This is a genomic window from Gordonia tangerina (assembly GCF_021556435.1).
Classification (GTDB): Bacteria; Actinomycetota; Actinomycetes; order Mycobacteriales; family Mycobacteriaceae; genus Gordonia; species Gordonia tangerina.
On sequence record NZ_JAKGCU010000018.1, the window covers coordinates 12507 to 38618 of the forward strand.

Here is a 26112-nt window from a genome sequence, read left to right on the forward strand (position 1 = left end):
CGTGCACTCGGTCCGGCCGGCCACTCAGAACCTGCTGCCGATCGGCGCGGCGATCGTCGCCGGCATCTCGGTGGCGGTGGCGGTGGTCCTCGCGACCTCGCAGGGGTCGGCCGACCTGCTGGCGTTTGCCGCGCTCGTCCTCGTTGCCGTGGCCCTGATCGGGCTCGGCCTGCACAGCCCGCGTGTGGCGGTGGTCTATCTACTCTTCACCACGTTCTTCCGGCTCGCACTCACACCGTACTTCCCCGTGGACCCGTTCCTCATCGCGTTCGCCGGACTCGTGACCTCCTACCTCATCTGGCTGTCCGTGCGTCCGCACGCACTGCCTCGGCTGGGATGGCTCGAGGGCTTCATGGTGCTGTACTTCCTCTGGAACGTGTACTCCATGTTCGCCCCCCACGAATTGGGAGCGGTGTACCCACTCAGCGGCGAGACACTCTCCGTGTACCGCTTCATCCTCACCGGCACGCTGATGCCGTTCACCATGTACCTCATCGGGCGCAGCATCTACGACACCGAACGCGCGGTGCGGGTTCTGCTCTGGTCGGTGTCGGTGTTCTCCCTGTACTGCGCAGCCGTGAGCATCTTGCAGTTTCGCGCCCCGGGACTCGTCTGGCCCCGCTACATCGTCGAAGCACCCAACTGGCCGGGCCGGGCCAACGGTGTGTTCAACCAGCCGGTCGTCAACGGCCTGACTCTCATCGCCGGCTTCGTCGCGACACTGATCCTCATCGAGATGAGCCCACGACTGCCTCGGTGGGCGAAGGTGGTGACGGGGTGCAGTGCCGCGGCCATGGCGTATGCCATCTACCTGACGCACACTCGTGCGATCTGGCTCGCCTTTCTGGTCGTCGTCGTGGTGGGTGTCGCATTCGGCCACCGCATTCGACGAGGCTTCAGCGTGACGCTGCTCGTGATGGTCGGCGGCGCTCTCGCCAATTGGACCGCCTTCACGAGCAGCGACCGCTCGGCCGGCGGTGTGGCGTCCACCAACGAGGTCGACGATCGCCTGAACTCCATGGCCACGTCGTTCTGGGCGGCCGGTCGCGAACCATGGTTCGGTTGGGGAATAGGGCGGTTCACGGCGGTCAACACGGTGCACCATCAGCAGTATTCGCAGGATGTCCCGTGGGCCCGAGGGTACGGGATCTCGTCGCATTTCAACGAGTTGGGGATCCTGGTCGAGCTCGGACTCGTCGGCCTGGTGCTGTGGCTGGCCGTGCTCGTGCTGCTTTTAGTGAAACTCGTACGTGCCGTGCGTGTTTCGCCCCCCGATTCGCTCTGCGGGCGAAACCTCGCTCTCCTGGCGGCGATGATGCTGGGAGTGCTCATCATCGCCGGGTTCACCGTCGACCTCCGGTTCTTCGACTTCCCCACCATCCTCGTCTACCTGCTCGCCGGCGTTGCGGTCGGATGTGCAGAGCGGGCGAACCCACCATCGGCTCAGACGTCCACGCCGGCACCGACAAAGAGCACCGACCATCCGCCAATGAGGGTGACCACCGATGTCCCGACCTGATCGCGGCCGCAGCGCGCTGTGGGTTTCCACCGCAACCACCACCCGCGGTGGGGTGGCGAGCTTCGTCCGGGTCATGCAGACCACCCCGTTGTGGACCGGTTGGCACATCCGACACATCGCCACACATCGCGATGGCTCCATGGCCACGAAGATCGGGGCCTTCCTGCGCGCCTGGGCACAACTGCTGTCGGGCTTTCTGTGGCACCGACCGGATCTCGTCCACATCCACATGGCGTCGTACGGCAGCTTCTACCGAAAGTGCTCGGTGGTGGCATTCGCGCGTCTCATGCGGATCCCGATCGTGCTGCACATCCACGGCAGTGAGTTCCACAGTTTCCACGCCCGGTCGCCACGGCTGACTCGCATCGCCATCAGGGCGAGCCTCGAATGCGCCGACGTCGTCATCGCGCTCGGCGAGACATGGCGTCTGCGCCTCACCGAGATCGCCCCGAAAGCCGACGTGATCGTGGTGGCGAACGCCACCCACATGCACGAGCCGGTGTCCCAACCGCCCGCGGGTAGCCCCGTCGAAGTGTTGTTCCTCGGGCGGATCGGCAACCGAAAGGGCACGTTCGAGTTGATCGACGCCTGGGCAGGGATCGGGCCCGAGCCGCACGAAGCGCACCTGACCATCGCCGGCGACGGCGAGGTCGATCGAGCGCGTGAACTCGTCGACTCGTCGGGCGCGGCGGACACGGTGAGCGTCCGCGGCTGGATGAACGCCGACGAGACACGTGCAGTCCTGTCGCGCTCGCAGATATTCGTCCTTCCTTCGCACAACGAAGGGCAGCCGATGGCGATCCTCGAGGCGATGGCGCACGGGCTCTGCGTCATCGCCACCGACACCGGCGGAATCGCTGATCTACTCGACGGCGGAGACGCCGGCGTGCTCCTGCCCGTGGGAGATCTCCCCGCGCTGGAACGTGCGCTGGAACGCGCAATCACCGACGCCGACGACCGCGCTGCTGTTGCCGGGCGAGGCTTCCGGCGCGCAAGCGACGAGTTCGATGCGGTGAAGGTGTCCGGCAGGTTGGACGAGATCTATCGGAAGGTGATCCGATGACCGCGGACCATCGCATACGTGTGCTCTATGTGGTCCCCGATCTGGGTATCGGTGGTGCCGAACGCCACGTCACCACCCTGATGCCGGCGCTGGATCCCGATCGGTTCGATCCGGCCGTGATCTGCATCGGCGACGAGGGCGCGCTCTTCTCGTCGCTGGCACGAGCCCGCGTTCCCGCGCTCGCCCTGCACCGCACCAAACGCCAAGCGCCTGCGGCTCTGCGAGACCTGATTCGTGAGTTCCGACGATTCGATCCCGATGTCGTCATCACCCGCGGTTACAGCGCCGAGGGGCTCGGGCGCATCGCGGCGTTCCTCACACGGGTGCCGGTGTCGATCGTGTGGGTGCACAACTGTGGCGAGACCGAGCCACTCGGACGTCTCCGACGCCTCCTCGATACGGTCCTGGACAAGGCGACCACAGCGTATTTCGGTGTCGCGCGGGCGCAACTTCCGTATCTGGTCGATGAGCGCGGGTATGCGCCGGCCAAGGTGACGATCATCCACAACGGCGTGGACCCCAGCGAGTTCGATCCGCGTGATGATCGCAGCGCCCTGGCGGATGCGGGCGTCGGCGAGGACCACCCGGTTGTCGGCATCGTCGCCGCCATGCGGCCCGAGAAGGACCACACCCTGTTCCTGGAGGCGGCCTCGAAAGTCCTGCAGACCCTGCCGGATGCGCGGTTCGCCCTGGTCGGCGACGGTCCGCTCCGGTCAGATCTCGAACGCCGCGCCCGCGAACTCGGGATCGACGAAGCGGTGGTGTTCACCGGACCGCGATCCGACATCCCCGAGGTGATGCGGGCGATCGACGTCTTGGTGTTGTGCTCCTACACGGTCGAGTGCTTTCCGATGGCCCTGCTCGAGGCGATGGCCGCCGGGCGGCCCGCCGTCTGTACCGATGTGGGCGGGGTCGGGGAGATGGTCGTGCCCGGGCACACGGGATATCTGATCGCACCGCACGATCCGGCCGCACTCGCCGAGCGGTTGATCACCCTGATGTCCGACGCCGACCTCCGGCGCGAGATGGGCTCGTCTGCGCGTCGACGGGTCGAGGACGAGTTCTCGCTGTCGGCGAGTATCGCAGGCACGCAATCGGCGATCACCGAACTCGTGCCGTCGGAGACGAGCACGCCGACGAGCCCACTCGTACTCACCGTGGTACTCGATCTCACCTACGTGGGTGGCGTGGAGAAGTTGCTGCTCAACCTGTTCCGCAGCTTCGACGACGCCGTGGTGGTACCCCGGATCGTCTGCCTGCGGGAGGCCGGGCCGCTGGCCGACGACTTCCGCGCGCACGGGTTCGAGGTCACCGAACTCGACTCCACTCACCGTCGGCGCGGACGCCGCGATCCGCGACGGATCGCCGATCTCGTCGCCGATCTTCGCCGATCGCAGACCGATGTGGTGCTTGTCCCGCATCATCACCGCGCCGCTCTGCTGATCGGACGCCTCGCCGCGCGCGTGGCACGCGTGCCGAACATCGTCGCGGCGCACGACATGGACCTCACGTCCGTCGGCGGACGAGTACTGCCCCGCGCGACGGTGTCGACGCTGTGGCTCTCCGATGCGCTCGTTCTGCTCACACGAGCCCAGGGCGATTACCTCCATCGCGAGGAGGGAGTGGGTCGAACCATCGCGTCGACCACGCGAGAAATTGTGATACCCAACGGCATCCCCATCGGCGAGGCGCCCGGTGCGCAGGCCCGGTTGCGGGCTCGGGAACGCCTCGGTCTGTCACCGGATGATTTCGCGATCGGCATCGTCGCCCGCCTTTCGCCGCAGAAAGCACACGAGGTGCTGTTCACCGCGGTCGCATCGCTTGCCACCGATCACCCCAACACTTGCCTGCTGGTGATCGGCGGGGGCCAGCGTGAATCCGAGTTACGTTCCCTCGCTGCCGATCTCGGTATCGACGAGCAGGTCGCGTTCATCGGCGTGAGAGACGACGTGCCCGACATCCTCCCCGGCCTCGACGTCTCGTGCCTGTCCTCGGTCCACGAAGGTGTGCCAATCATCATGATCGAGTCGATGGCTGCTGGACTGCCGGTCGTGGCCACCGACTGCGGTTCACTGCGCGACCTGATCACCGACGATGACAACGGATACCTCGTACCGGTGAGTGACGCCGAGGCCATGGCCGCCCGGCTCACTCGTCTCGCCGACGACCCGGACCTGCGGGCACGGCTCGGGGCCAACGGCCGACGTCGGGCCCGTACCGAGTTCCCGATCGCGGCCACGGCCCGCGACTACGAACGGCTGCTGGCCGAGCTGACGAACCGAAAGGTGCGCTGAGGCGATGACCCGACACATACTGATCCTGGTCGAGAATCTCTCCGTCCCGTTCGACCGACGGGTGTGGCAGGAGAGCCGAGCACTCAATGATGCGGGCCATCAGGTGAGTGTCATCTGCCCGATGGGCAGCAAGCAGGATCGCGAGGCCGAGGCGAACATCGAGGGCGTCCGGATCCTGCGCTATCCGCTGCGACCGGCCGAAGGTGGTCCGGCCGGCTACGTCCGAGAGTACGGGTTGGCGTTGTGGCACACCACGCGACTGGCCATTCGGCTGCGCCGCGAGGGTTCCATCGACGTCGTACACGCATGTAATCCCCCGGACCTGCTGTTCCTCGTCGCGCTCGTCCTGCGCGTATTCGGGGGCACCAGGTTCGTCTTCGACCAACACGACCTGGTGCCGGAGCTGTTCCGTTCACGATTCACCCGAGGCGGCAAGCTCCTCTACTTCCTGACCAGGGTCACCGAACGGTTGACCTTCGCCTGTGCCGACGGCGTCATCTCGACCAACGAGAGTTACCGCAGGGTCGCGGTCGACCGTGGCGGAGTGTCCCCGGACCGGGTGCGCGTCGTCCGCAGTGCACCCGACCTCGACCGGTTCGTGCCCCGCGATCCCGATCCGAACCTCTTCCGCGGCAAGCAGTATCTGACCGCCTACGTCGGTGTCATGGGTCCGCAGGACGGCGTGGACTACGCGCTGCGCGCACTCAAGCATCTACGTGACGACTTCGACCGCGATGACGTGCACTGCATCTTCATGGGTGGCGGCGATGCCTTCGACGACATGGTCGAGCTCAGTCATCACCTCGGCCTCGACGACATGGTGGAGTTCACGGGCCGAGTCCCCGACGAGTTCCTGCAGCGTTGCCTGTCGACCGCCGACGTCTGTTTGTCACCGGATCCGCGCAACCCGCTCAACGACGTGTCGACGATGAACAAGGTGGTCGAGTACATGGCGATGCGCAGGCCGCTGGTCTCGTTCGAACTCGTCGAGGCCCGGGTGTCCGCCGGCGAGGCGGCCGTTTATGTCGCCGCCAACGACGAGAAGGCGTTCGCCGGCGCGATCGACGAGTTGCTCGGCGATCCGGACCGTCGTGCCCGGATGGGCGATTTCGGGCGTGCACGGGTGGAGCAGGAACTGTCGTGGTCCACATCGCGCAACAACCTCATCGAGTTCTACGACGATTTGTTCACTCGACACGGGCGATGACGGGTCGCTGGTTCACTCGGTACGGAGCAGGATCACACCGTCGTCGGGCGGCACGGTCACGGACCGAACAACCGAGCCGTCGTTGACGACAGGGTCCTGGCTGCCCCGCAGGTGGCGGTACGGCTGTTCGAGGGAGATGGTCTGCACCTCATCACCGAGATTGACCACCGCGATCCCGTGTTCGAAGTCGCGCCGGAACACGTCGGGCGCCGGGGATCCGGTCCCGTCCGTCGACGACCTGGTCATCTGTTCGAGAGTCGGGTCGGCGTCGAGCGCATGCCCGAGGTAGCCGCGTCCCAGCCCCCCGCCGTCCATCTCGTCGTAGTAGGCCACCTCGCCGTAGTCCTCGCCCATGGGTGCCCACCACGCGTTCTGCATGAGCGTGGCAGTCAGGAACAACCGCGCGCGCCGCAGGTCCTCGGCAGATCCCGCGGCCACCGAACCACGCGAATCGATGGTGATCCCGGTGACCGGGCTCCGCAGACCTTCTTCGGTCTGGGCGGTCATGTACTTCGACCATTCGACGAGTTCATCGCGTTCCGGGTCCTTCCGGGGGTCGGCGAAGCTCTCGAACACGCGTCCGTTGAGGCGGTCACCGCTGATCGCCCGGTCACCGTTGGCGACGAGGATCGCCTCCGGCATGGCCTGGCGCATGACCCGCTCGGCGATGGTGAGACCCCGGTCGAGCGGTTTGCCCGGGCCGTAGATCTGTGACGCCGGTTCGTCATTGCCGTCACGGTCGATGTCCCACGCATCGCTGTCGGCGGTGTAGATCCGGTCCCCCCAGACATCGAGGAAGACACCGTCCCACAGTCCGGTCGACCAGATCCGATCGGCCACCCAGTGCGCCGCGTACTCGGCGTAGATCTGGCCGTTCACTCGTGGCGCCTCGTCGGTGAGGTTAACCATCGGGTAGTCACGCCATTCGTGCACGACCTCGCCTGCTGCCGTGCGCGCCACCCACTGCGGTGGGAAGTTCCGCGTCGTCGAGTCGGTGAACTGCCACAACGAATACGCGTTTGCCCAGTATTCGGGAGATCCGGTTCGTGGCATCGAGTCGATGAGGTTCACATATGCGAGCAGCATCATTCCCGGATTCGCCGCCCGGAGTCGGGCAAAGAACGAGCGCGGCAGGCGATTCTGCCACTCCGCATCGATGATGACGATGTCGTAGCGGGCCAAGGTCTCGATACCCGGCAAGCCCTCCTGATCGAGGACGTAGGTCGCCGTGCGGGGGAACACCGGTGTCGATGCGGCTGCCGGAGACAGGGTTTTCGATGCGGGGTCACGAGCTGCGTCACCCGGATCCCGGTTCAGCGCGAGGACGACTGCCAGCACCAGCACCACGACGAGGACGACGCCACAGGCCCAGTACGCGCGGTTCCGCAGCCCCCCGCTGCGGCCACCCCGATCGCGGAGCAACCCGATCGGAGTCCGGCGCTCCCGGCCTCCGGCGGAACCCCCTGTCACCGCCCTTCGACCTCTGAAGATGAGGCCACATAGCTGCTCTTCACCTTGCCGCCGGAGGACCCGGACAGCGACGAGACAACACGGAGGGTCACCTGTTGACCCCGGCCGAACAGCCAGTCGACATTGCGTCGCACTTGCTCTGCGGTGGCGGCGCCGTCGTAGTCCTTCCCGGGAACCACGCGTACCTCGAAATTCCCCGGGGCCAACTGGACGATCTGCGCCTCACGCAAACCGGTCAAGTCGTCGACGACGGTCGCCGGCAATGGCAGCGTGCGGCCGTCGGCGGCGGTGAACGAATCCTCGATCCGGCCGTCGATCTCACCGAGAAGACGGAAATGTCGCCCACACGGGCAGGGACCCTTCGTGGACACATCGACGACCTCGTCACCGGTGCGATACCGAAACAGCGGAAATCCCCAGTTGTGCAGCGAGGTACCCACGATCTCCCGTCGATCCGACCGACCATCGACCGGCAGCAATTCCACGATCGCGTAGTCGTCGAACACGTGGTAGCCACCGGCCTCGCAACCACCGGCCATCGCGACGCGCTCGGTCTGCCCGTAGTGATCGACCACCGGCCCCTCGAACACCTCGCGCATCAGTGCCCGCTGGCCCGGCGACATCACCTCCGACGACGTGATGATCGCTCCCAACGGACAACGCAGACCGCGATCGCGGAACATCGATGCCAACACGGCGATGCTCGACGGCCAGCCCTCGATCGCATGCGGTTCGAAGGCACGGATCGCCTCGTCGATCTGATCGACGTTGTCGCCGGTCAGCGCAAAACTCGATACCAGCAGATGATTGGCACCGGGCACCAGTTTGACCGGCGGGCCACCGGCCGCGGCGAAATCGGAGCCACGCAGTATCACCCGTCGGGCACCGCGTGGAACACCGAACCAGCCCCACTGACGTTCGAGAACCGCGAGCTCGTACACCGAGGAACCGGGAGTTCGGTAGGCGGTCACCGGCTGCCCGCTCGTCCCGCTCGATCGCGCTGCCCACATCCCCGCCCGCGGATAGACACAGAATTGTTCGGGACTGTCGATGAGATCTCGCTTCGTCAGCAGCGGCAGAACCGCCAGATCATCGAGCGATCGGATGTCGCGCGGGTCGACTCGCTGCTCGCTGAACCAGTCGCGATAAAAAGGCGAAAAGCGTGCCGAGATCCGGATCAGCATGCGCAATCGCCGCTCCTGAAATCTGCGGATCTCGTCGGGGTCGGCACGGTCCAACCGCGCCAGCTGGCGCGTCATCACCGGCCGCATCGGATGGCCACGACGCAACCGGTGCTTGAAACTCTGCCCACTCCTACCCGGCGCCACGATGCCTCCGGTCGCAATAATGTGAATACCGTATGATCCTCAACTCCAATGCACCTAATGAATACAGTCAAGAGTACGACTGAACTCATTCAGACGTTTCTGCTCGACGCTGCGGCGCGGAAGGAGAAATGAACTCGATGTCCCGGGCCACGTGGTATCTCGATCGGTTGCAGACGATGTCGCATCGGGAGATCGGTTGGCGGACCAGTCGGGCCGTCGCGAGCCGCCTCGAGGCGCAGACGTGGTTCACCCGCCACCGTCGACTCACCCGCACCGACGACGAGTGGGCTGAATCGCTCGCGGCTTTCCGAGAGGGCGTCGACCGGCCCGTTGTCCTGCGTCGAGATCGAGCGACTCAGGTGGCAGCCGACAACCCCGTGCTGACCGAGGACCTCATGGCCGCTGCCCGGTCGGCTACAGAACTCCGGTTCGGCTACTTCGGCTACCCCACCGTCGCGCTGACACATCCGGTCGACTGGAATCACGATCCGATCTCCGACGTGCGGTGGCCCGACCTGCCCGCCGCACGCATCGACCATCGAACCTCTGCCGGAGATGTGAAATGGATCTGGGAGCTCAACCGTCTGCAGCACCTGGTCTGGCTCGCCGAAGCGTGGCTGATCACCGCCGATGACCGGTTCAGCTCGGCAGCATGCGAGCAACTCGATTCGTGGCTGGTGCAGAATCCGCCGGGTCAGGGCATCGCGTGGCGCGGAGCATTCGAGGCCGGTATCCGTGCGATCTCGATTTCACTCGCACTCCAAGGCCTTCGCGACTCCCCACAACTGACGGTCGCCCGGTTCCGCGCGACGGTCGAGATGCTGGCGGCCGGGGCACACCGGTGTTGGGACGAGAGATCGCTGTTCAGTTCGGCCAACAACCACCTGATCGGCGAGATGGCGGGGCTCGCGGTCACTGCGATCATTTTCCCGGACCTCCCGGCCGCGTCACGGTGGGAGCACCGCGCGCTGAGCACCCTGATTGCTCAATCCGACAAACAGATCCTCGGCGACGGCATGGGATCGGAGCAGGCCGTCGGCTATCAGATGTTCACGGCAGAGCTGATGCTCGTGGTGGCGCACCTTCTCGAACAACGCGATGGTTCGGCTCCGACGGAGCTGTTCGAGGGGCCCCTCCGAGGTGCGCGACTGTTGGCCTCGATCGTCGGCGAGGACAGCCCACCTCCGCGGTTCGGCGACGATGATGAAGGCTTCGCCCTGCGACTCGGTGCCGAACCTACTCGGACCGTGCGTCAGCACCTGTCGATCGTCGGGGCGGCGTGCGGGGACGCGGACCTCTGCGCGCGCGGTGAACCCTCGCTGACCGCCGACTGGTTGAGTGACGACTTCCGCCTGCCCGCGGCAGCCTCGACAACCGGGCCGCTGCCCGCGTCGTTCTTCGCCGCCGACGGAGGCCTGGTCGTCCTGCGAGCCGGAGCACGTCGGATCACGATGGACGTCGGCCCGCTGGGTTTCCTCGCCATCGCCGCGCATGGCCACGCAGATGCCCTCGCGGTGACCCTGAGCATCGGCGGCGACGAACTGATCAGCGATCCCGGGCCGGGCAGCTACTATGGCAATCCGCAGCGACGCAGAGCGTTTCGCAGTACCCGCGCTCATGCCACGATCACCGTGGACGGCGTCGACCAATCGGTGAGCGGCGGCCCGTTCTTGTGGACCAGGCATGCACAGACACATGTCCGTGGTATCGACCTCGACGCCGGAGTCGTCGATGCCGAACACACTGGGTACACCCGTTTGGATCAGCCGGTCGGACACCGCCGCTGGCTCATCGCGCCACCGCACTGCCCGGACGTGGTCATCGTCGATCTGTTGACCGGGCCGGGTGAACACCACGCGCAGGCATCGTGGCCGATCCCGCCCACGATGAGCGCCACGCGCCTCGAAGACGGCGATCGAGGCTTCCTCTTGACCGATCCCGCCGGATCGCCTGCAATGCGACTGTGTGCCGCGGCAACCGAGGAACTCGTCGTCGATGCGATACGCGCGGACGAGGAAATGCACCTGGGCTGGTGGTCGGAACGGCTCGAGCGCGCGGTACCGGCCTGGCTGCTCGGGACGAGCGCGACTAGCACGCTGCCGCTGGTGCTCGCCACGATCCTGCAACCGGTCGCATCCCGACGCCGCGCGCCGTCGGTTTCGCCGGCGTCCGGGCCGGCCAGTGCCCGGGTGAGCCTGGCCGATGATCGGATCACCGTCGACTGGCAACGCGACGGAGCCCCTTGCCAGATCGGGATTCGCACCAGAGAATATGCAGCAGTGGAGATCACCATCCCGAATGCTCTTCACTTTGGTACAATTTGAGACTGAATTGGCGGGGATTTTCCGAGGTAGTTGGGAGTTGGGAGGGGCATGCACTGCCGCCTATGCGGCTCGAATCGACTCCGCAGTGTGCTCGATCTGGGGGCCACACCCCCGTGTGAGCGCTTCCTGACTGCCGAACAACTCGACGAGCCGGAGCCGACTTTCCCTCTGCACCTGCGCCTCTGTGACGAGTGTTTGCTGCTGCAAATACCGGCCCTGATCACACCGGCGGACACCTTCACCGATTACGCGTACTTCTCGTCGTACTCGGATAGTTGGGTCGCCCATGCGAAGACATTTGTCGACGAGGCGGTGGACCGGTTGGATCTGCGCGATGGGTCGCTGACCGTCGAGGTGGCCAGCAACGACGGGTATCTGCTGCAGCACGCCATGGCGCGGGGCATCCGGAGCCTCGGCATCGAACCGTCGGTGAATGTCGGGGCGGCGGCACGCGAGAAGGGCGTCCCGACCCTGACCGCCTTCCTCGACGAGGAACTGGCCCGAAAGGTTCGAACCGACCACGGCCCAGCCGATCTCGTGGTCGCCAACAACGTGTACGCGCACATCCCCGATCTCCTCGGATTCACGCGGGCGCTGCGCGTCCTCATGGCCGATTCCGGTTGGCTGAGCATCGAAGTCCATCACGCGCAGAACCTCGTGCAAATCGGGCAATTCGACACCATCTACCACGAGCATTTCCAGTACTACACGGTGTTGTCGGCGGCCCGCGCGCTCGCGACCGCCGACCTGCGGGTCGTGGACGTGGAGTTGCTTGCCACACATGGGGGTTCGATCAGACTCTGGGCCCGCCCCACCGACGTCGCGGGTGCGCCGGGCCCGCGCGTGGCCGAGGTGCTGGCGATGGAGCGCGATGCCGGCCTCCATGATGTCCGCGGCTACCTCGATCTGCGCCCGCGTACCGAGAAGGTCCGCCACGATCTCCTGCGGTTTCTGCTCGACGAGCGAGCACGCGGGTCGCGAGTGGTCGGCTACGGCGCACCGGGCAAGGGCAACACATTGCTCAACTACTGCGGGATCAGAACCGACCTCCTCGAGTACACGGTTGACCGAAACCCCTACAAACACGGGCGTTTCACGCCGGGAACCCGGATACCGATCCACGATCCCGGGCGGATCGATCAGGACCAGCCGGATGTGATCCTGGTCCTGCCGTGGAATCTCGAGGCGGAGATCACCGCCCAGCTCGCCCACGTCACCGAGTGGGGTGGGCGGCTCGCCTACCCGCTACCCGATGTCCATATCGCCCAACTCGAACCGATTGCAGGTGGTCAGTCATGAAAGTGGTCCTGTTCTGTGGTGGGTACGGCATGCGGATGCGCAACAGTCCGGTCGACGACATCCCCAAACCCATGCAGATGGTCGGTCCTCGCCCACTCATCTGGCATGTGATGCGCTACTACGCGCATTTCGGTCACAAGGACTTCGTCCTGTGCCTCGGCTACGGGGCCGCGCACATCAAGAACTACTTCCTGACCTACCAGGAGTCCATTTCCAACGACTTCGTGATCCGCAACGGGCAGGTGGACCTGTTGCACTCAGATATCAGCGACTGGTCCATCACCTTCGTCGACACGGGCCTCGAATCGGCCATCGGAGAACGGCTGCGGCGGGTGCGTTCCCATGTCGCCGACGACGAGCTCTTCCTGGCGAACTACGCCGACGTCCTGACCGATGCCCCACTCGATGTGATGATCGACAGCTTCGGCGACTCGGGTGCGGCGGCCTCGATGATGATCGTGCCACCCCAATCCTCCTTCCATTGCGTGGATATCGGCGACGACGGGCACGTCAGCGGCATCACCCCGGTGTCCGAACTCGACATCTGGGAGAACGGGGGCTTCTTCGTACTCAGTCAGGAGGTCTTCGATCATCTTCCCGAGGGCGGTGATCTCGTCGCGGACGCCTGCGGTGCGCTCGTGAAACAGAACCGCCTGTACGGATACAAGCATCTCGGCTTCTGGAAGCCCGCCGACACCTTCAAGGAGCGCGCCGAACTCGACGCGCGCTACCGTAGCGGCGATCGGCCATGGATGGTGTGGGAGAACGCTCCCGCTCCGCAACGATGAGATCGCTGCGGTCAGGAGAGGTCACCGAGATCGGGGTCCTCGGTGCGCATTGCGACGACATCGCGATCGGGATGGGGGCCACGCTCCTGACCCTCGCGCGCGCCCGTCCCGGGCTCACCGTGCACGCCCTGGTGCTGTCGGGGGCCGGCACCGCGCGGGAGGTCGAGGAGAAGGCCGCGCTCACGGCTTTGACACCCGGTGCCGATCTGCATCTCACCGTTCTCGATGTGCCGGACGGGCGGGCGCCGACGCACTGGGGGCGGATCAAGGACGCACTCGGCGAGTTTCGTCGCACGTGCGAGCCGGACGTGGTGTTCGCGACCCAACGCCACGATGCGCATCAGGACCATCGGCTGCTCGCTGAACTCGTACCCACCGAATTCCGCGATCATCTCGTCCTGGGATACGAGATCCTCAAATGGGAGACCGACACGCCCGCGCCGTCGCTGTTCCATCCCGTCGACGCCGGCGCGATCACGGAGAAGGTGCGGCTGCTGCACGCGCATTACCCGTCGCAGCGCGACCGGGACTGGTTCGACGACGAGACGTTTCTCGGTCTGGCCAGGGTGCGCGGTGTCCAGTGCCACAGCCGCTACGCGGAGGCATTCGTGACCGAGAAATCCACGATCGACTTTGGAGGGTGACATGCGCGTTCTCGTAACCGGCCATCAGGGATATCTGGGCACGGTCATGGTGCCGATCCTGCAGGCCGCCGGCCACGATGTCGTCGGCCTCGACAGCGGGTTCTTCGCCGACTGTGTACTCGGACCGGCACCGACAGATCCGCCTGCACTGCAAGTGGATCTGCGCGACGTCACCACCGGACAACTCGCCGACGTCGATGCGGTGATCCATCTGGCCGCGTTGTCCAACGACCCGCTGGGAGCGCTCGCCCCCGAAATCACTCACGACATCAATCATCATGCCTCGGTGCGACTGGCCCGCTTGGCCAAGGAGGCCGGCGTATCGCGGTTCCTGTACGCCTCCACCTGCTCGGTCTACGGTTCGGCCGGGCAGGATCTCGTGACCGAGGACGCCCCGCTGCGACCGCTCACCCCGTATGCGGAGAGCAAGGTTCGGGTCGAAGACGACGCCGCGGCACTCGCCGACAGCGATTTCTCACCTGTGTTCCTACGCAACGCAACCGCCTTCGGATTCTCCCCGCGGCTGCGCGCGGACATCGTACTGAACAACCTGGTCGGTCACGCCGTCCTGACCGGGCACGTACGTGTCCTGTCCGACGGGACCCCGTGGCGACCCCTGGTACATGCGCAGGACATCGCCCGCGCCTTCCTCGCCTGCCTCGTCGCACCACGCGACACGATCCACTGCCGGGCGTACAACGTCGGGACCGAGCAGAATAACCTGACCGTCGCCGAGATCGCCGAGGCGGTCGGCGACGTGGTGCCCGACTCGGAAGTCGTGATCACCGGCGAGAGCGGTGCCGACCCCCGCTCCTATCGGGTGGACTTCTCCCGCGCCCGTGCCGGATTGGGATACGAGGCAGAATGGTCGATCCCCGACGGGGCGGCAGAGCTCTATCGCGCGTACACGGATTACGGGTTGACCGCAGCGACCTTCGCCGAACGATTCACCCGTCTGCATCACCTGAAGACGCTGCAGGGCAACGCGGTCCTCGACCAGTCGATGCGGCGGCTCACCGCACGTGCGTGAGGAGTTCCTGCCAGGTTCCGGCGGCACGGTCACGCGCGGAGACCGTGGTGACCTGTTGTGGCCATGCGATGGCCAGATCAGGGTCGTCGAAGGCGGCCGCGATGTCCTCGCGCGGATTGTGCGGCCGGTCGATCCGGTAGCAGACGTCGGCCTCGTCGGTGAGCGACTGGAACCCGTGCAAGAATCCGGGAGGCACATAGAGTTGCCGGAAATCGTTGTCGTCGAGCAAGAATGCTTGCTGATGGCCGAATGTGGCCGAGTCCGGGCGGATGTCGACCAGTACGTCATGCACCGCACCGCGCGCACATCGCACCAGCTTGGCCTCCCCCGCGCCGGATCGGCTGTGCATCCCGCGTACGACACCCCGACCGGATCGCGACTGCGAATCCTGGACGAATCCCGCTGCCGCGCCCGGGCGACCCACGTACTGGTCGAAGAGCTCAGCGTCGAAGGTCCGGGTGAACAGACCCCGGTCGTCGCGAAACGGCGTGGGCGTCATGATCAGGACGTCGACGAGCTCTGTTTCCTCGATGCGCACGAGGTAATGGTCGCATGAGTACGTGCCGCAACTGCCGGGAAACGGCACTCGAACGAGTCCTCGACCTCGGGTCGGTTCCGGCCGCCGACCATTTTCCGCCGGTCGATCAACCGGTCGGTGCCGCAGAGGCGGCGCACCCGCTCGCGATGGTCCTCTGCCGAGTTTGCGGGCTGGCCCAATTGGCCAGCGACGACACCGTCGCCGACGAACCGCGCGGCGTCGAACCGGAGGTACTCCGTGAGCAGGCCCGGGTGGCGGTGTCCGACGTGGTCGCGGCCGGCCTGCTGCGAGGCAGCACGGTGCGGGAGTTCGGCAGCCCGCACGGGGGCTCCTGGCTTCCGCTGCTCGACGGGCGCGGCTTCACCGAGGCAGAGGTCGCCGACGTGGTCTTCGACAGCCTCGGGATCATGCACGAACCGGATCAGGCAGCAGCTTTCCGTCGACGGGCCGCCGCGACCGCGCCCGGCGGCATCCTGCTGATTCATTTCCACTCCCTCGACACGATCGTCCGGCAAGGACAATGGAACGCGTTGCGGCACGGCCATTTCGCCTACTATTCGATGCCTGCTCTGCACGGTCTGCTCCGGTCTGCGGGGATGAGCCCGGTGACCGCGCGGGAATACGATCTGTACGGAGGCACAGTCCTCGTGGCAGCCGTCCACGGTGACACCGTCCCGGACGATCGGCTATCGTTAATCGAGAAGCGTGAAGAACCCATGACCGATCCAGCGGTGGTCGGCAGACTGCAGACGGCAGTGGACCGACACGTTGCCGGGCTGCGGGCGTGGTTCGTGTCAGAGGCGGAGGCCGGTCGGCGGGTGTACGCATATGGCGCCGCTTCTCGTGCGGTTGCGCTGATGTACCTGGCCGGATTGGACCGCTCCCTCGTCGCTGCCGTGGCCGATGCGTCACCGGCGAAACTCGGACGCCGGATGCCGGGCACGGACATCCCGATCATCTCACCGGCAGAGATGGTCAGGAAGGATCCCGATCGCATTCTCCTGACTGTTCCCGACCTGCTCACGGAGGTGAGCCGACAGTATCCGACGCTCACGGGTCGCTGGCTCGTCGACGACGTCGAGCTCGGGCCACACAGCGTTCCGGACCACGTCGATCCGCACTCCTCGAAAGCCCACGCCGATGACTGACAACCGACGTTCCTTCGCCACCTCGAATTCCCTGCAGGCGCGACTGCACGAAATGGTGCCCGGGGGTGCACACACCTATGCACGCGGACCCGACCAGTATCCGGAGGACATGGCCCCTATCCTTCGCCGTGGGGCCGGGGCGCGAGTATGGGACGTCGACGACAACGAGTTCATCGAATACGGGATCGGTCTTCGGTCGGTGACGCTCGGGCACGGTCACCGGCCGGTGGTCGATGCCGTTTGCGCGGCGATTGCCGACGGTGTGAACTTCAGTCGGCCAACCGAACTCGAAGTGGCTGCAGCCGGGGACTTCCTGCGCCTCGTCCCCACCGCGGACATGGTCAAGTTCGCCAAGAACGGCTCGGATGCGACCACCGCGGCGGTACGTCTTGCCCGCGCCGTGACCGGACGGACCATGGTGGCGATCAGCGATCAGCCGTTCTTTTCGGTGGACGACTGGTTCATTGGGGTCACACCGATGTCGGCGGGAATCCCCGCCGACACCGCGGCCAACACGGCACGGTTCCACTACAACGACGCAGCCTCGCTCGGAAAGGTCTTCGCCGCCCACCCAGATCAGATCTGCGCGGTGATCCTCGAAGCGGCGACCGCCACCGCCGAACCCGCCGCCGGCTTCCTCGAAGAAGTCCGTGAGCTCTGCGACCAACACGGGGCACTCCTCGTCTTCGACGAGATGATCACCGGCTTTCGCTGGTCCGAACACGGCGCCCAGTCGGTGTACGGGGTCATCCCCGACCTGTCTTGCTGGGGGAAGGCGATGGGCAACGGATTCCCGATCTCGGCCCTGGCCGGCAAGCGCGAGTTCATGGAACTCGGTGGCCTGAACACCAATCATGATCGGGTGTTCCTGCTGTCGACGACACATGGACCCGAAACAGCTTCGCTCGCAGCGTTTCGTGCGGTCGCGCGCGCCTACGAGAGCGGTGATCCGATCGGCCGGATGGAGCGGGCCGGGCGCCGCCTCGCGGATGGCGTGAACGCCGTCGTCGCCGACGCCGGATTGAGCGAACATCTCGCAGTTCTCGGCAGACCGTCGTGTCTCGTCTTCGCCACTCGCGATGCGGCAGGTGAACCGTCGCAGGCCTATCGGACGCTGTTCCTGCAGGAGACCTTGGAACGGGGTGTCCTCGGGCAGTCCTTCGTGACCTCGGCGGCTCACACCGATGTCGACATCGACATCACGATCGAGGCCGTCCGCGGTGCCCTACCGGTGTATCGGCGGGCCATCGAAGCGGGCAGCGTCGACGGCTTGCTACGTGGCCGCCCGGTGGCCCCGGCGCTTCGGCGCCAGGCTGCGCCCCGCCGTCTACCGGTGTCCTGAGTGTCCAGGTCAGCAGCCGTTGCGGACAAGTGCGCGGAGATAGCCGGCGGTCTGGTACCCGTAGCTGTACAGCCAGTACCCGAGGGAGATGTGCGACGGACTCTCTGCCATGACGATGGCGCCGTCGAAGCAGCGGGAGATGATGTACCTCGCACGCGAGATGTGCGGCCGGAATGTCACCACCACCACTGTCTGCCAACTGTATTCGGCAGCGAGGTGGGCGATCTCCTCAGCCTCCCCCTGGGTCGTCGCGGGTTTCGGGGTGAAACACGTGACCTCGAAACTGTACCGCTGATGTGAACACAGATCGGTGAGCCACGTGTCCTTCGATCCGGCGGGGTTGGACATCACCACGCGCGGCGCCACCCCGCTCAGCGCGAGTTCGAGTCCGTAGGGATAGCGCTCGTGGTCATGACCGCCCAGGACGACGATGGCATCTGCCCGCCGAGGTGCGTCGATCTGGGGTACCACGAAGACCGGAATGCCCGCACAGATGATCACGACGGTCGTCGCTGCCACCACGATCAGCGTGCGGCGTAGGCCACATCCCATCTCAACGGGTTCCGATGGCTGGTTCGATCGCGGTCGCGACCTCGACGATCGGGCCGCATCGGTCCATACCCCATTCCATTGCGGCAGTGCTGATCGACGTGGTGAGCAGGACGATCCCCTCAAGGGACTTCATCGCGAGTTCGCACGGCGCATCGGGATCGGGGCGCCGGACTATCAGCGTCGGCGTGTCATCGATGTCGAGGCCTTCGCGAATTCCCGCATTGTCGTCCCGATAGGTTTCGAAAGACGTTGTCGACGTGGAGACCCGTACATCGATCTCGCCGTTCGAGAACGAGCATGCGGACAATTCACCCGGGTTCGGGCTCTCGCGGGCGCGGGTTGCCGGGTTGATCTGCACGGCCCGGAGTTGGGAGTCGTCGATGTCCGCACAAGGATCGAAGATGCTGCTCGTTGCCGCCGCCGACGACGACGAGTGGTCCTCATTCTCGGCCTGCGCACACCCGGACAGCGTCGGAAGACCCACCACCATCACCGCCACGAGCAGGTGCCCACACCTGGTCATCAGTGTGTCGCTTGTCCGACTCGTCCCACCACCAGTTCAACGTATCGGGTCATGTGCTGTTTGACCGGGTGTATGCGGGTGACCAGCCGCGGCGTCAAGGTGACGGCGACGAAAATGGCGGTCGACCTGACCGTCCGCTTCTCCGTGACGGCCGACCTGGCTGCCTGCTGTGCGGCGACCGCGTCACCGTCGAGCAGCGATTGGCGGGCGCGTCGAATCGCTTGATGATAGCGAAGTCCGCGAAGTGTCTCATCGGCGGCGACCTGATGCTCGGCGACGGCGGATTCGCGTGCCGCCTCGGCGAAGGACCGCATCAGTTGGCGCTCGAAAGCTTCCACCTTCGCCGGTTCCCGGGAGAGCGAGTCGGGACGAATGCGGTAGCGCGCAAGACGATCCGGCAACAGTCGGACGTCGAAGCGCTCCACCAGCCGGCACCAGATCAGCACGGATTCGTCCACGTCGTCGATGCCGGGCTCGTAGCCGCCGACATCGTCCCAGGCCGTACGCCGGATCGCGGCGGTGTAGTACGGAACCCGCCCGCCGATCACATCACGGAAAGTGAGGGGCCGATCAGGATCGGCTCTCGCGGTGACGCCGATGGAGCGCATGTACCCCGTCGGTAAGTTGAGCTCTTCCGGCTCGGAGAAGCGATGTGCGTCGATGCCAACCGCATCGACGTCGGGATTCTCGTCGAGGAACGCCCCGACGCGCGCGCAGAATTCGGGCGCCAGGTGATCGTCGCTGTCGAGGACACACACGAACTCGCCGGTGGCCGCGGCCGCCGCCGCCATGACACCCCCGCGGTAACCCTTGTTCTCCTGACGCACCAGGCGGATTCGGGGGTTATCGACCTGATACATCTGAACGATCCGGGCGATGTCGTCCGACATCCCGTTGTCGACCACGACCAGCTCCCAATCGTCTCGGGTCTGCGAGACAACCGATGCTATGGTCGTCGGCAGATATCCCTCGGTCCCGTATGCGGTCATCAGGAAGCTGAACATCGGTTTCACCAGCCGATTCCCACGTATCCCTTGCGGTTGCGCAGTTGCTCCGCCCCGGGGAGCCGGACGAGATCGAGTACGAACCTCTCGCCGTCGAGTTCGTCGATGGCGGCGGCGATCTCCGGACTACGCGAACCGACGACGAACGTATCTGCATGCTCGAGGATCTCGTCGATGGAGTCGGTCAGGAGTTCGCCGATGTGCGGGAGTTGGTCTTCGATGTATCTGCGGTTGGCTCCGATGAGGCGCGAGAAGGCCACATCCGGGTCGTAGATGCGGACCCGAAATCCCTTGCCGATGAGGCGTTCGGCGAGTTCGACCATCGGGCTCTCGCGCAGGTCGTCGGTTCCCGCCTTGAACGACAGACCGAAGATCCCGACATCACGTCGTCCCTGTGCGATGACGATGTCGACCGCACGGCACAGATGAACATCATTGGATGTGATCAAGCTGGCGAGCACGGGAATCACGACGTCGTGGGCGCGGGCGGTATGGGTCAGCGCCCGCACGTCCTTGGGCAGACATGAACCGCCGAATGCGAATCCCGGGCGAAGGTAGGCCCGGCTGATGTTGAGTTTCGCGTCGGCGAGGAAAATGTCCATCACTCGGTGCGAGTCGAGGCCGAGAGCCGCGCACACCGCCCCTATCTCGTTGGCGAATCCCACCTTGAGCGCGTGAAAGCTGTTGTCGATGTACTTGGTCATCTCGGCAATCGCGATCGGCGTCCGGAAACGGGGACCGGGCAGCCCGTCATAGAGCGCCAGAACGGCCTCGCCGCTGCGTGGATCAGATTCTCCGACAACCGTCTTGGGCGGGTCCTGGAAATCCCGCACGCTGGTTCCCTCGCGCAGGAACTCGGGATTCACGCAGACCCCGAAGTCGATGCCGGCGCGTTTTCCGGACCCACGTTCCAGGATGGGGATCAGCAACTGTTCGCAAGTCCCCGGCAGCATCGTGCTGCGATAGACCACCACGTGCCAGCTGTCCTTGACCGCGAGCCCGATCGCGACCTCCTCGGTGACCCGCTCGAGATAGGTGGTCGACAGGGAACCGTTGGGTGCCGACGGCGTACCGACGCAGACGATCGACATGTCGCTGCCCAGGACGGCATCGCACGCGTCGTCGGACACCTCGAGTCGGCCGTTGCCGACCTGTTCGGCGGTCAGTTCCCCGATCCCCTCCTCCACCACCGTCGTCTTTCCCGAACGCAGGAAGGCGGACTTGTGGGGATTGGAATCGACGCCGATCACTCGATGACCCCGGGCGGCGAAGCATGCCGCCGACACAGACCCCACGTAACCGAGGCCGAAGACACTCAGGACCGGTTTTGTCACCGTCGTCCCCGAGGTCGGCAGAACCTGCTGGCCAGGATACATGACCAGTCCCCTTTCAATAGGCACCGTCTTTGGACAGCACGGCGCGCGAAGTGCGCCATAGAATCACGAGGTCCTGCATGATCGACCAGTTCTCGACATAGGAGAGGTCGAGTCGCACCGACTCCTCCCACGTCAGATCGGATCTACCGGACACCTGCCAGAGGCCGGTCATCCCCGGCTTCACGAGCATCCGGCGCGCCACCCGTCCGTCGTATTGCTCGACCTCTTCGGGCAGCGGAGGCCGCGGCCCGACCAGGCTCATCGCCCCGGTCAGTACGTTGAACAGTTGCGGCAACTCATCGAGGCTGTAGCGCCGGATCAGCGCACCCACTCGCGTGATCCGCGGGTCGTCACGGATCTTGAAGAGCGCGCCGGCCCCCTCATCCCGAGCCGTCAGGTCGGCCTTGAGCGCGTCGGCGTCGACCACCATCGACCGGAACTTCCACATCCGGAATGGCTTGTTGTTCAGTCCCATTCGCGTCGCGTGATAGAAAGCGGGCCCGGAGGTGTCGATCTTGATCGCAATCGCGAGGGCCACCAACAAAGGCGCGGCGAGCAGGAGGATGAGGGCGGCCCCGACCCAGTCGAGCGCCGCCTTGCGAAATCTGTTGGCACCCTCGTAGCGCGGCTTGTCGATGTAGAGCAAGGGCAGTCCGGCGACGGGGCGCACCATGATCCGAGGGCCTGCCACGTCGGTGACGCCGGGCGCCACCATCATCTCGACATCCATCCCCTGCAGATCCCAGGACAACTGCTGCATCGCCTCGTGGCCGATCGCGCCGGCCGACGTGACAGCCACCCGTGATGCCCCGGACGCCGACACGGCCAGCGGCACGTCCTCGTAGTCGCCGTACACGGGTATCCGTTCCCCATCGCCGGCGTGCAGGAAATCGCGAGCGGTGGCGTCGGAAACGGGTAGGCAGGCGCCGATCACGTAGAAACCGAGTTCGGGCGAGCGCCTCAGTCGGTTGACGATGTGGGTGACCGAACCCGGCTCTCCCACCACCAGAACGCGTTCGACGTTGGCGCCGCGACGCCGTTGCCGAACCAGGCGTCTGCGCCATGACCACCGCGAGCACAGCAACCCCAGTGTGCCGAGGGGAAGCGCCAGTGCGAAGTAGCCGCGTGACACGTCGAGCCGTAGCGCCAGAACGAGTATCGCAAGCAGACCGAAGACCGAGAAACAGGCCGACACGACTCGGCTGTATTCCTGTGCCCCCGCACCGATGATCTTGTGGTCCAACGTCTGATAAACGCGCAGCGCGACGAGCCAGGCGACGATCAGCACCAACGACACGACCATCACCTGCGGGCCGCCGACGGCGTAGCGACCGACATCCGGGTTGGAGCCGAACCGAATCCACTGTGCGGAGAGCACGGCGGCGATGACCACCACCAGGTCGGTCCAGGCGAGGACGGCCAGATACCGCGCCAGCCACGAGGACGGCGCGATCTGTGACGCGAGTCGCACCGAACGCCGCGGGACCCAGGTCGACCCGACGCCACTGCGCCGGTCACCCGAATCGAACGAGCGTTGCTGTGCTGTCACTTGCCCCCCCAAAGGCACTCGAAGTTGCGGCAGGGTCGTCCTCGGTCAGTCGCATTCGGCTATTCGGCACCTTCGACACCGCGGTCGCTCACCAATCTAAAGGCGGACTTCACAAGCTACAATCACGCAAACCTGGACAATTGACAGATCATTCTTGATGAACGACGTTCAGGGAGCTCGACACGATCCAGTCCTGTGGCGCTTACCCATGTTCGTCGCGATGGCCGAATCCCCCTGCATGCGAGTCGCGGCCAACGATCTCTTCATCACCCGAACAGTAGTGTCCTCGGCGATCAAGGACCTCGAGTGCCACCTCGGTGTCGAGCTGTTCTCACATTCGTGTCGAGGTCTCACACTCACAGCCGCCGGCGAAGCACTGTACCGCGGCGCCCTAGCGCTTCTTGCCAATGGCGACCAGCTGACCGCACGAGTGGGGCTCCTGGCAGACAACAGTCCCATCCCCTACGGTATCGGTCACACGCCGAATCTCGCACCGTCGGAGGTCTTCACGATCATCGAACCGGTTGACTTGGAAGAACTTCGGTTCCGATCACGGTCCGGCCGGTCTTCGCCATCCAAAGAACACGCCCGGTCGCGGCCGAGCAGCGGAAGCCGACAAACAGTCGGCAACCCATGGCTCGCGGTGCGATACGTGGTCATGGTCCCTCAAGCCGATCGGGAAGCATGCCTTCCGGTCTGCGAGGTACATTCCGATTTCCGGTAGGCGCATCACCAACGCGAATGTGGGAATAACAACCTACAATCACAGCGTTGTGAACAACCGACAAGGACAAGTTGATGAAAAATCGCGATGATCTTGATCTGCGACGCCTGCGATTGTTCGTGACGGTGGCCGAGGCCCCCAGCCTGCGCGTTGCGGCCGAGAAGTTGTTCATGACCCAGCAGGCGGTGTCGTCGGCAATCAAGGAGCTCGAACGACTACTCGGCGTCGCCCTGTTCTCCCGCACCCGGCGCAGCCTCGCGCTGACACCGGCCGGGGAGACCCTGTACCGGGGCGCAGCAGCCCTGCTGGCGGGCGGAAGTCAGCTGACCGCGATGGTTCAAGCCGCCGGCGCGGAACGCTTGCCGCCCTTTGTCATCGGCCACACGCCGGAATTGGCGCCATCTGAGGTCTTCACGATCATCGAGCCCGTGGTGGTGGCTGATCCGTCCGTCCCGATCACGGTGCGCCCGATATTCGCCGATCAGGTCCGAGGTGCACTTCTCGACGGAACCATCGACCTCGCATTACGACGCGGCATCCAGACACCACAGGACCTGGCGGGCACAGTCGCCGGCGGACACGTATTGAGGCTGGCCGTCGCAAGCAACCATCCGCTGGCCCACCATGCCCGGGTTGGCCTGGCCGACCTGGCTGCGCACGAAATCGTTGTGTCGGTGGCCGATCCGGCAGAAGACAGCGAATACGTTCGCATGCTGATCTCCATCTGCCAGGGTGCCGGCTTCGAGCCCAGAATCCTGGTGTCCAGGTTGCGGGGTACCCCACCGCACACCGCCGTCATCGCCCATCCGGAGGCGTGTGTCTTCGTGACCAATGAATCAGGGTGGCTGTACGACAACAGAATTCGGATTCTGGAGCTCACCGAATCACCCACCGTTCCGGTGCAGGCCATGTGGCTGCCACATACGACCTCCGATATCCGGACCAGCATCCTCACAGCACTGCAACCATGACATGTCGCCCAGCCCGCACTGCAGCGACTGCACACACAACTGAAGTCTGCCAATAGTTCTGCGGATTCGTGATTGTGGTCCGCGTCCTCGACCCCTACATTGGGTTGTGAGCCTATCGTCGCTGGTCTTGCCACCTTCGTCGCGCCGCGCCGCGCCCCGTCCAACGACCCTCCGTCTCGGTGCATCGGAGGCCGCAGATGACGCACCACCCCATCCACACCTGTTCCTCGGGGACGCCGGTGACAGAACCTGGAATACTGGCCGCGACAACTGCGATCGCAGTGGCTGCCGACCCGTACCACCGTGCCGCGGTCATCCTCGGTCGCGCCCAGGCGGCATTGATCGCGCAACGCTTCGTCGACCATGTACTGCGGCCGTTGGATACGACAGCGGAGTTCGAGCGGAGTTCGGACTACGAATGGTTGATCCTGTTGCATACCGAGGCCGGCCCTGCCCTCGTTGTCGACGCGGTACGCAGCGACCTCCGTTCTCGTCACGTGTCGCTTGGCGACGAGGCGTACTTTCTCGACATCTACATGGGCATCGCTTTCGGTGCCGACCTACCCGACGCAGCCACGTCAGATGACCTGATCCGCCACGCCGACGCCGCGTTGTCGGCGGCTCTCACCCAACACCGCAACGTGGTCTTCGCCGACCCACGGACACCTCGCCGCATTCGCGCGGACGTCGACATCGCCACCCGCCTGAGCGGCTCAGTTCAGAACGACTTCGTGCTTCACTACCAGCCGATCGTCACCCTTCCTGGCCGACGGATCGTCGGCTACGAGTCATTGCTGCGGTGGAACACCGAATCGGGTCTGTTGCCGCCTGACGCGTTCCTCGCCGTGGCAGAAGACACTTCGTTGATCCTGCCCATCGGGCGGCATGTGATCGGCGAAGCGATCCGCACGTTGTCGGCGAAGATCGTGCCCGCGATCGGTACCGACGCATTCGTTTCCATCAATCTGTCCACCCAACAGCTCCGCGATCGCGGGATCGCCGCTGACATCGGGACGTGGATTCACGACCACGGTGTGCGGCCCGAGCAGATCTGGATCGAGGTTCGAGAGAACGAGGTGATCGACATCGGGACCCCGGCCGCTCTGGCAATTCAGCAGTTGCATGAGCTGGGTTGCATCATTTGCGTGGACGATCTCGGCGCGGGGTTCTCAGCGCTGCGTTATGTGCGCGACCTGCCGATCGATGTCCTGAAGGTCGACAAGACTCTCGTCGACAACTTACTCAGCGATGGCGCGAGCAGTGCCCTGGTGCGTGCGATCTGTGACGTTGCCCGTGCAACTGGAGCGATGATGGTCGCTGAAGGCGTGGAAGACGAAGAGTTGGTTCCTGCACTGCAGCAGCTGAGTTTCGAATTCGCGCAGGGATTTCTGTTCGGACATCCGTCGCCCCACGTGTGAG

22 protein-coding genes are annotated in these 26112 nt (G+C 65.2%); 14 read left to right on the forward strand and 8 right to left on the reverse strand.

All coding sequences use genetic code 11. The features are described 5' to 3' along the window. Position 1: 1 nt before the first annotated feature. Genes L1892_RS24915 through L1892_RS17375 form a run of 4 tightly spaced genes read left to right on the forward strand, consistent with a single transcriptional unit; the run spans position 2 to position 6083 of the window. Positions 2-1519 (forward strand): O-antigen ligase family protein, encoded by a 1518-nt coding sequence (locus L1892_RS24915; RefSeq protein ID WP_235724898.1) that lies wholly within the window; start codon positions 2-4, stop codon positions 1517-1519. After that, a complete protein-coding gene (locus L1892_RS17365; protein WP_235724899.1) occupies positions 1506-2582 on the forward strand; it encodes a glycosyltransferase family 4 protein in 1077 nt (358 codons plus the stop codon). The genes L1892_RS24915 and L1892_RS17365 overlap by 14 nt, the downstream gene beginning before the upstream one ends. Further along, positions 2579-4876, forward strand: coding sequence for a glycosyltransferase (locus L1892_RS17370; protein WP_235724900.1), 2298 nt, complete (start codon positions 2579-2581; stop codon positions 4874-4876). The genes L1892_RS17365 and L1892_RS17370 overlap by 4 nt, the downstream gene beginning before the upstream one ends. Before the next feature lie 4 nt (positions 4877-4880). Beyond that, a complete protein-coding gene (locus L1892_RS17375) occupies positions 4881-6083 on the forward strand; it encodes a glycosyltransferase family 4 protein (protein ID WP_235724901.1) in 1203 nt (400 codons plus the stop codon). A gap of 12 nt (positions 6084-6095) precedes the next feature. Here L1892_RS17375 and L1892_RS17380 read toward each other — a convergent pair whose 3' ends face one another. Both L1892_RS17380 and L1892_RS17385 read right to left on the reverse strand, forming a co-directional pair. Continuing rightward, positions 6096-7553, reverse strand: a complete 1458-nt coding sequence (locus L1892_RS17380) for a putative glycoside hydrolase (protein ID WP_235724902.1) — start codon at positions 7551-7553, stop codon at positions 6096-6098. After that, the gene (locus L1892_RS17385) at positions 7550-8881 is read right to left on the reverse strand and encodes a phenylacetate--CoA ligase family protein (RefSeq protein WP_235724903.1); all 1332 of its coding nucleotides are present in this window, start codon (positions 8879-8881) and stop codon (positions 7550-7552) included. The genes L1892_RS17380 and L1892_RS17385 overlap by 4 nt, the downstream gene beginning before the upstream one ends. A gap of 137 nt (positions 8882-9018) precedes the next feature. Here L1892_RS17385 and L1892_RS17390 point away from each other — a divergent pair, with 137 nt between their 5' ends. Genes L1892_RS17390 through L1892_RS17410 form a run of 5 tightly spaced genes read left to right on the forward strand, consistent with a single transcriptional unit; the run spans position 9019 to position 14966 of the window. Next, positions 9019-11205, forward strand: coding sequence for a heparinase II/III family protein (locus tag L1892_RS17390; protein WP_235724904.1), 2187 nt, complete (start codon positions 9019-9021; stop codon positions 11203-11205). Between the two features lie 48 nt (positions 11206-11253). Next, positions 11254-12504, forward strand: a complete 1251-nt coding sequence (locus L1892_RS17395; RefSeq protein ID WP_235724905.1) for a class I SAM-dependent methyltransferase — start codon at positions 11254-11256, stop codon at positions 12502-12504. Continuing rightward, entirely contained in the window at positions 12501-13292 is a 792-nt protein-coding gene (locus L1892_RS17400) for a glycosyltransferase family protein (protein ID WP_235724906.1), read from the forward strand. Before L1892_RS17395 ends, L1892_RS17400 begins: the two co-directional genes overlap by 4 nt. Then, a complete protein-coding gene (locus L1892_RS17405) occupies positions 13289-13936 on the forward strand; it encodes a PIG-L deacetylase family protein (RefSeq protein ID WP_235724907.1) in 648 nt (215 codons plus the stop codon). Before L1892_RS17400 ends, L1892_RS17405 begins: the two co-directional genes overlap by 4 nt. 1 nt (position 13937) lies before the next feature. Continuing rightward, entirely contained in the window at positions 13938-14966 is a 1029-nt protein-coding gene (locus L1892_RS17410; protein WP_235724908.1) for an NAD-dependent epimerase/dehydratase family protein, read from the forward strand. Here the strand turns inward: L1892_RS17410 and rfbC are convergent. Continuing rightward, complete coding sequence (gene rfbC / locus L1892_RS17415; RefSeq protein ID WP_235724909.1) at positions 14950-15504, reverse strand: dTDP-4-dehydrorhamnose 3,5-epimerase; 555 nt, start codon at positions 15502-15504, stop codon at positions 14950-14952. The two genes, L1892_RS17410 and rfbC, sit on opposite strands and share 17 nt — an antisense overlap. 14 nt (positions 15505-15518) lie before the next feature. On the opposite strand from rfbC, the gene L1892_RS17420 reads away from it, so the two are divergent. Together L1892_RS17420 and L1892_RS17425 are read left to right on the forward strand one after the other, a co-directional pair. Then, complete coding sequence (locus tag L1892_RS17420; RefSeq protein WP_235724910.1) at positions 15519-16652, forward strand: class I SAM-dependent methyltransferase; 1134 nt, start codon at positions 15519-15521, stop codon at positions 16650-16652. After that, positions 16645-17994, forward strand: coding sequence for a glutamate-1-semialdehyde 2,1-aminomutase (locus tag L1892_RS17425; protein ID WP_235724911.1), 1350 nt, complete (start codon positions 16645-16647; stop codon positions 17992-17994). The genes L1892_RS17420 and L1892_RS17425 overlap by 8 nt, the downstream gene beginning before the upstream one ends. 9 nt (positions 17995-18003) lie before the next feature. Here L1892_RS17425 and L1892_RS17430 read toward each other — a convergent pair whose 3' ends face one another. From L1892_RS17430 to L1892_RS17450, 5 genes are read right to left on the reverse strand one after another with little or no spacing between them, the layout of a single operon-like run. Beyond that, the gene (locus tag L1892_RS17430; RefSeq protein WP_235724912.1) at positions 18004-18513 is read right to left on the reverse strand and encodes a YdcF family protein; all 510 of its coding nucleotides are present in this window, start codon (positions 18511-18513) and stop codon (positions 18004-18006) included. A gap of 34 nt (positions 18514-18547) precedes the next feature. Then, positions 18548-19069: a DUF3558 family protein gene (locus L1892_RS17435; RefSeq protein WP_235724913.1), complete on the reverse strand. Its 522-nt coding sequence runs from the start codon at positions 19067-19069 to the stop codon at positions 18548-18550. Beyond that, positions 19069-20073, reverse strand: coding sequence for a glycosyltransferase family 2 protein (locus tag L1892_RS17440; RefSeq protein ID WP_235724914.1), 1005 nt, complete (start codon positions 20071-20073; stop codon positions 19069-19071). Before L1892_RS17440 ends, L1892_RS17435 begins: the two co-directional genes overlap by 1 nt. A gap of 5 nt (positions 20074-20078) precedes the next feature. Continuing rightward, positions 20079-21407, reverse strand: coding sequence for a nucleotide sugar dehydrogenase (locus L1892_RS17445; RefSeq protein WP_235724915.1), 1329 nt, complete (start codon positions 21405-21407; stop codon positions 20079-20081). Between the two features lie 55 nt (positions 21408-21462). Continuing rightward, entirely contained in the window at positions 21463-22920 is a 1458-nt protein-coding gene (locus L1892_RS17450) for a sugar transferase (RefSeq protein ID WP_235724956.1), read from the reverse strand. A gap of 316 nt (positions 22921-23236) precedes the next feature. Between L1892_RS17450 and L1892_RS17455 the strand changes: the two genes are divergently transcribed. The 3 genes from L1892_RS17455 (at position 23237) to L1892_RS17465 (ending at position 26111) form a co-directional block, all read left to right on the forward strand. Next, a complete protein-coding gene (locus L1892_RS17455) occupies positions 23237-23722 on the forward strand; it encodes a LysR family transcriptional regulator (protein WP_235724957.1) in 486 nt (161 codons plus the stop codon). A 74-nt stretch (positions 23723-23796) separates the two neighbouring features. Then, positions 23797-24693, forward strand: coding sequence for a LysR family transcriptional regulator (locus tag L1892_RS17460; RefSeq protein WP_235724916.1), 897 nt, complete (start codon positions 23797-23799; stop codon positions 24691-24693). Positions 24694-24932: 239 nt separating this feature from the next. Then, positions 24933-26111 (forward strand): GGDEF domain-containing phosphodiesterase, encoded by a 1179-nt coding sequence (locus L1892_RS17465; RefSeq protein ID WP_235724917.1) that lies wholly within the window; start codon positions 24933-24935, stop codon positions 26109-26111. Position 26112 lies beyond the last annotated feature (1 nt).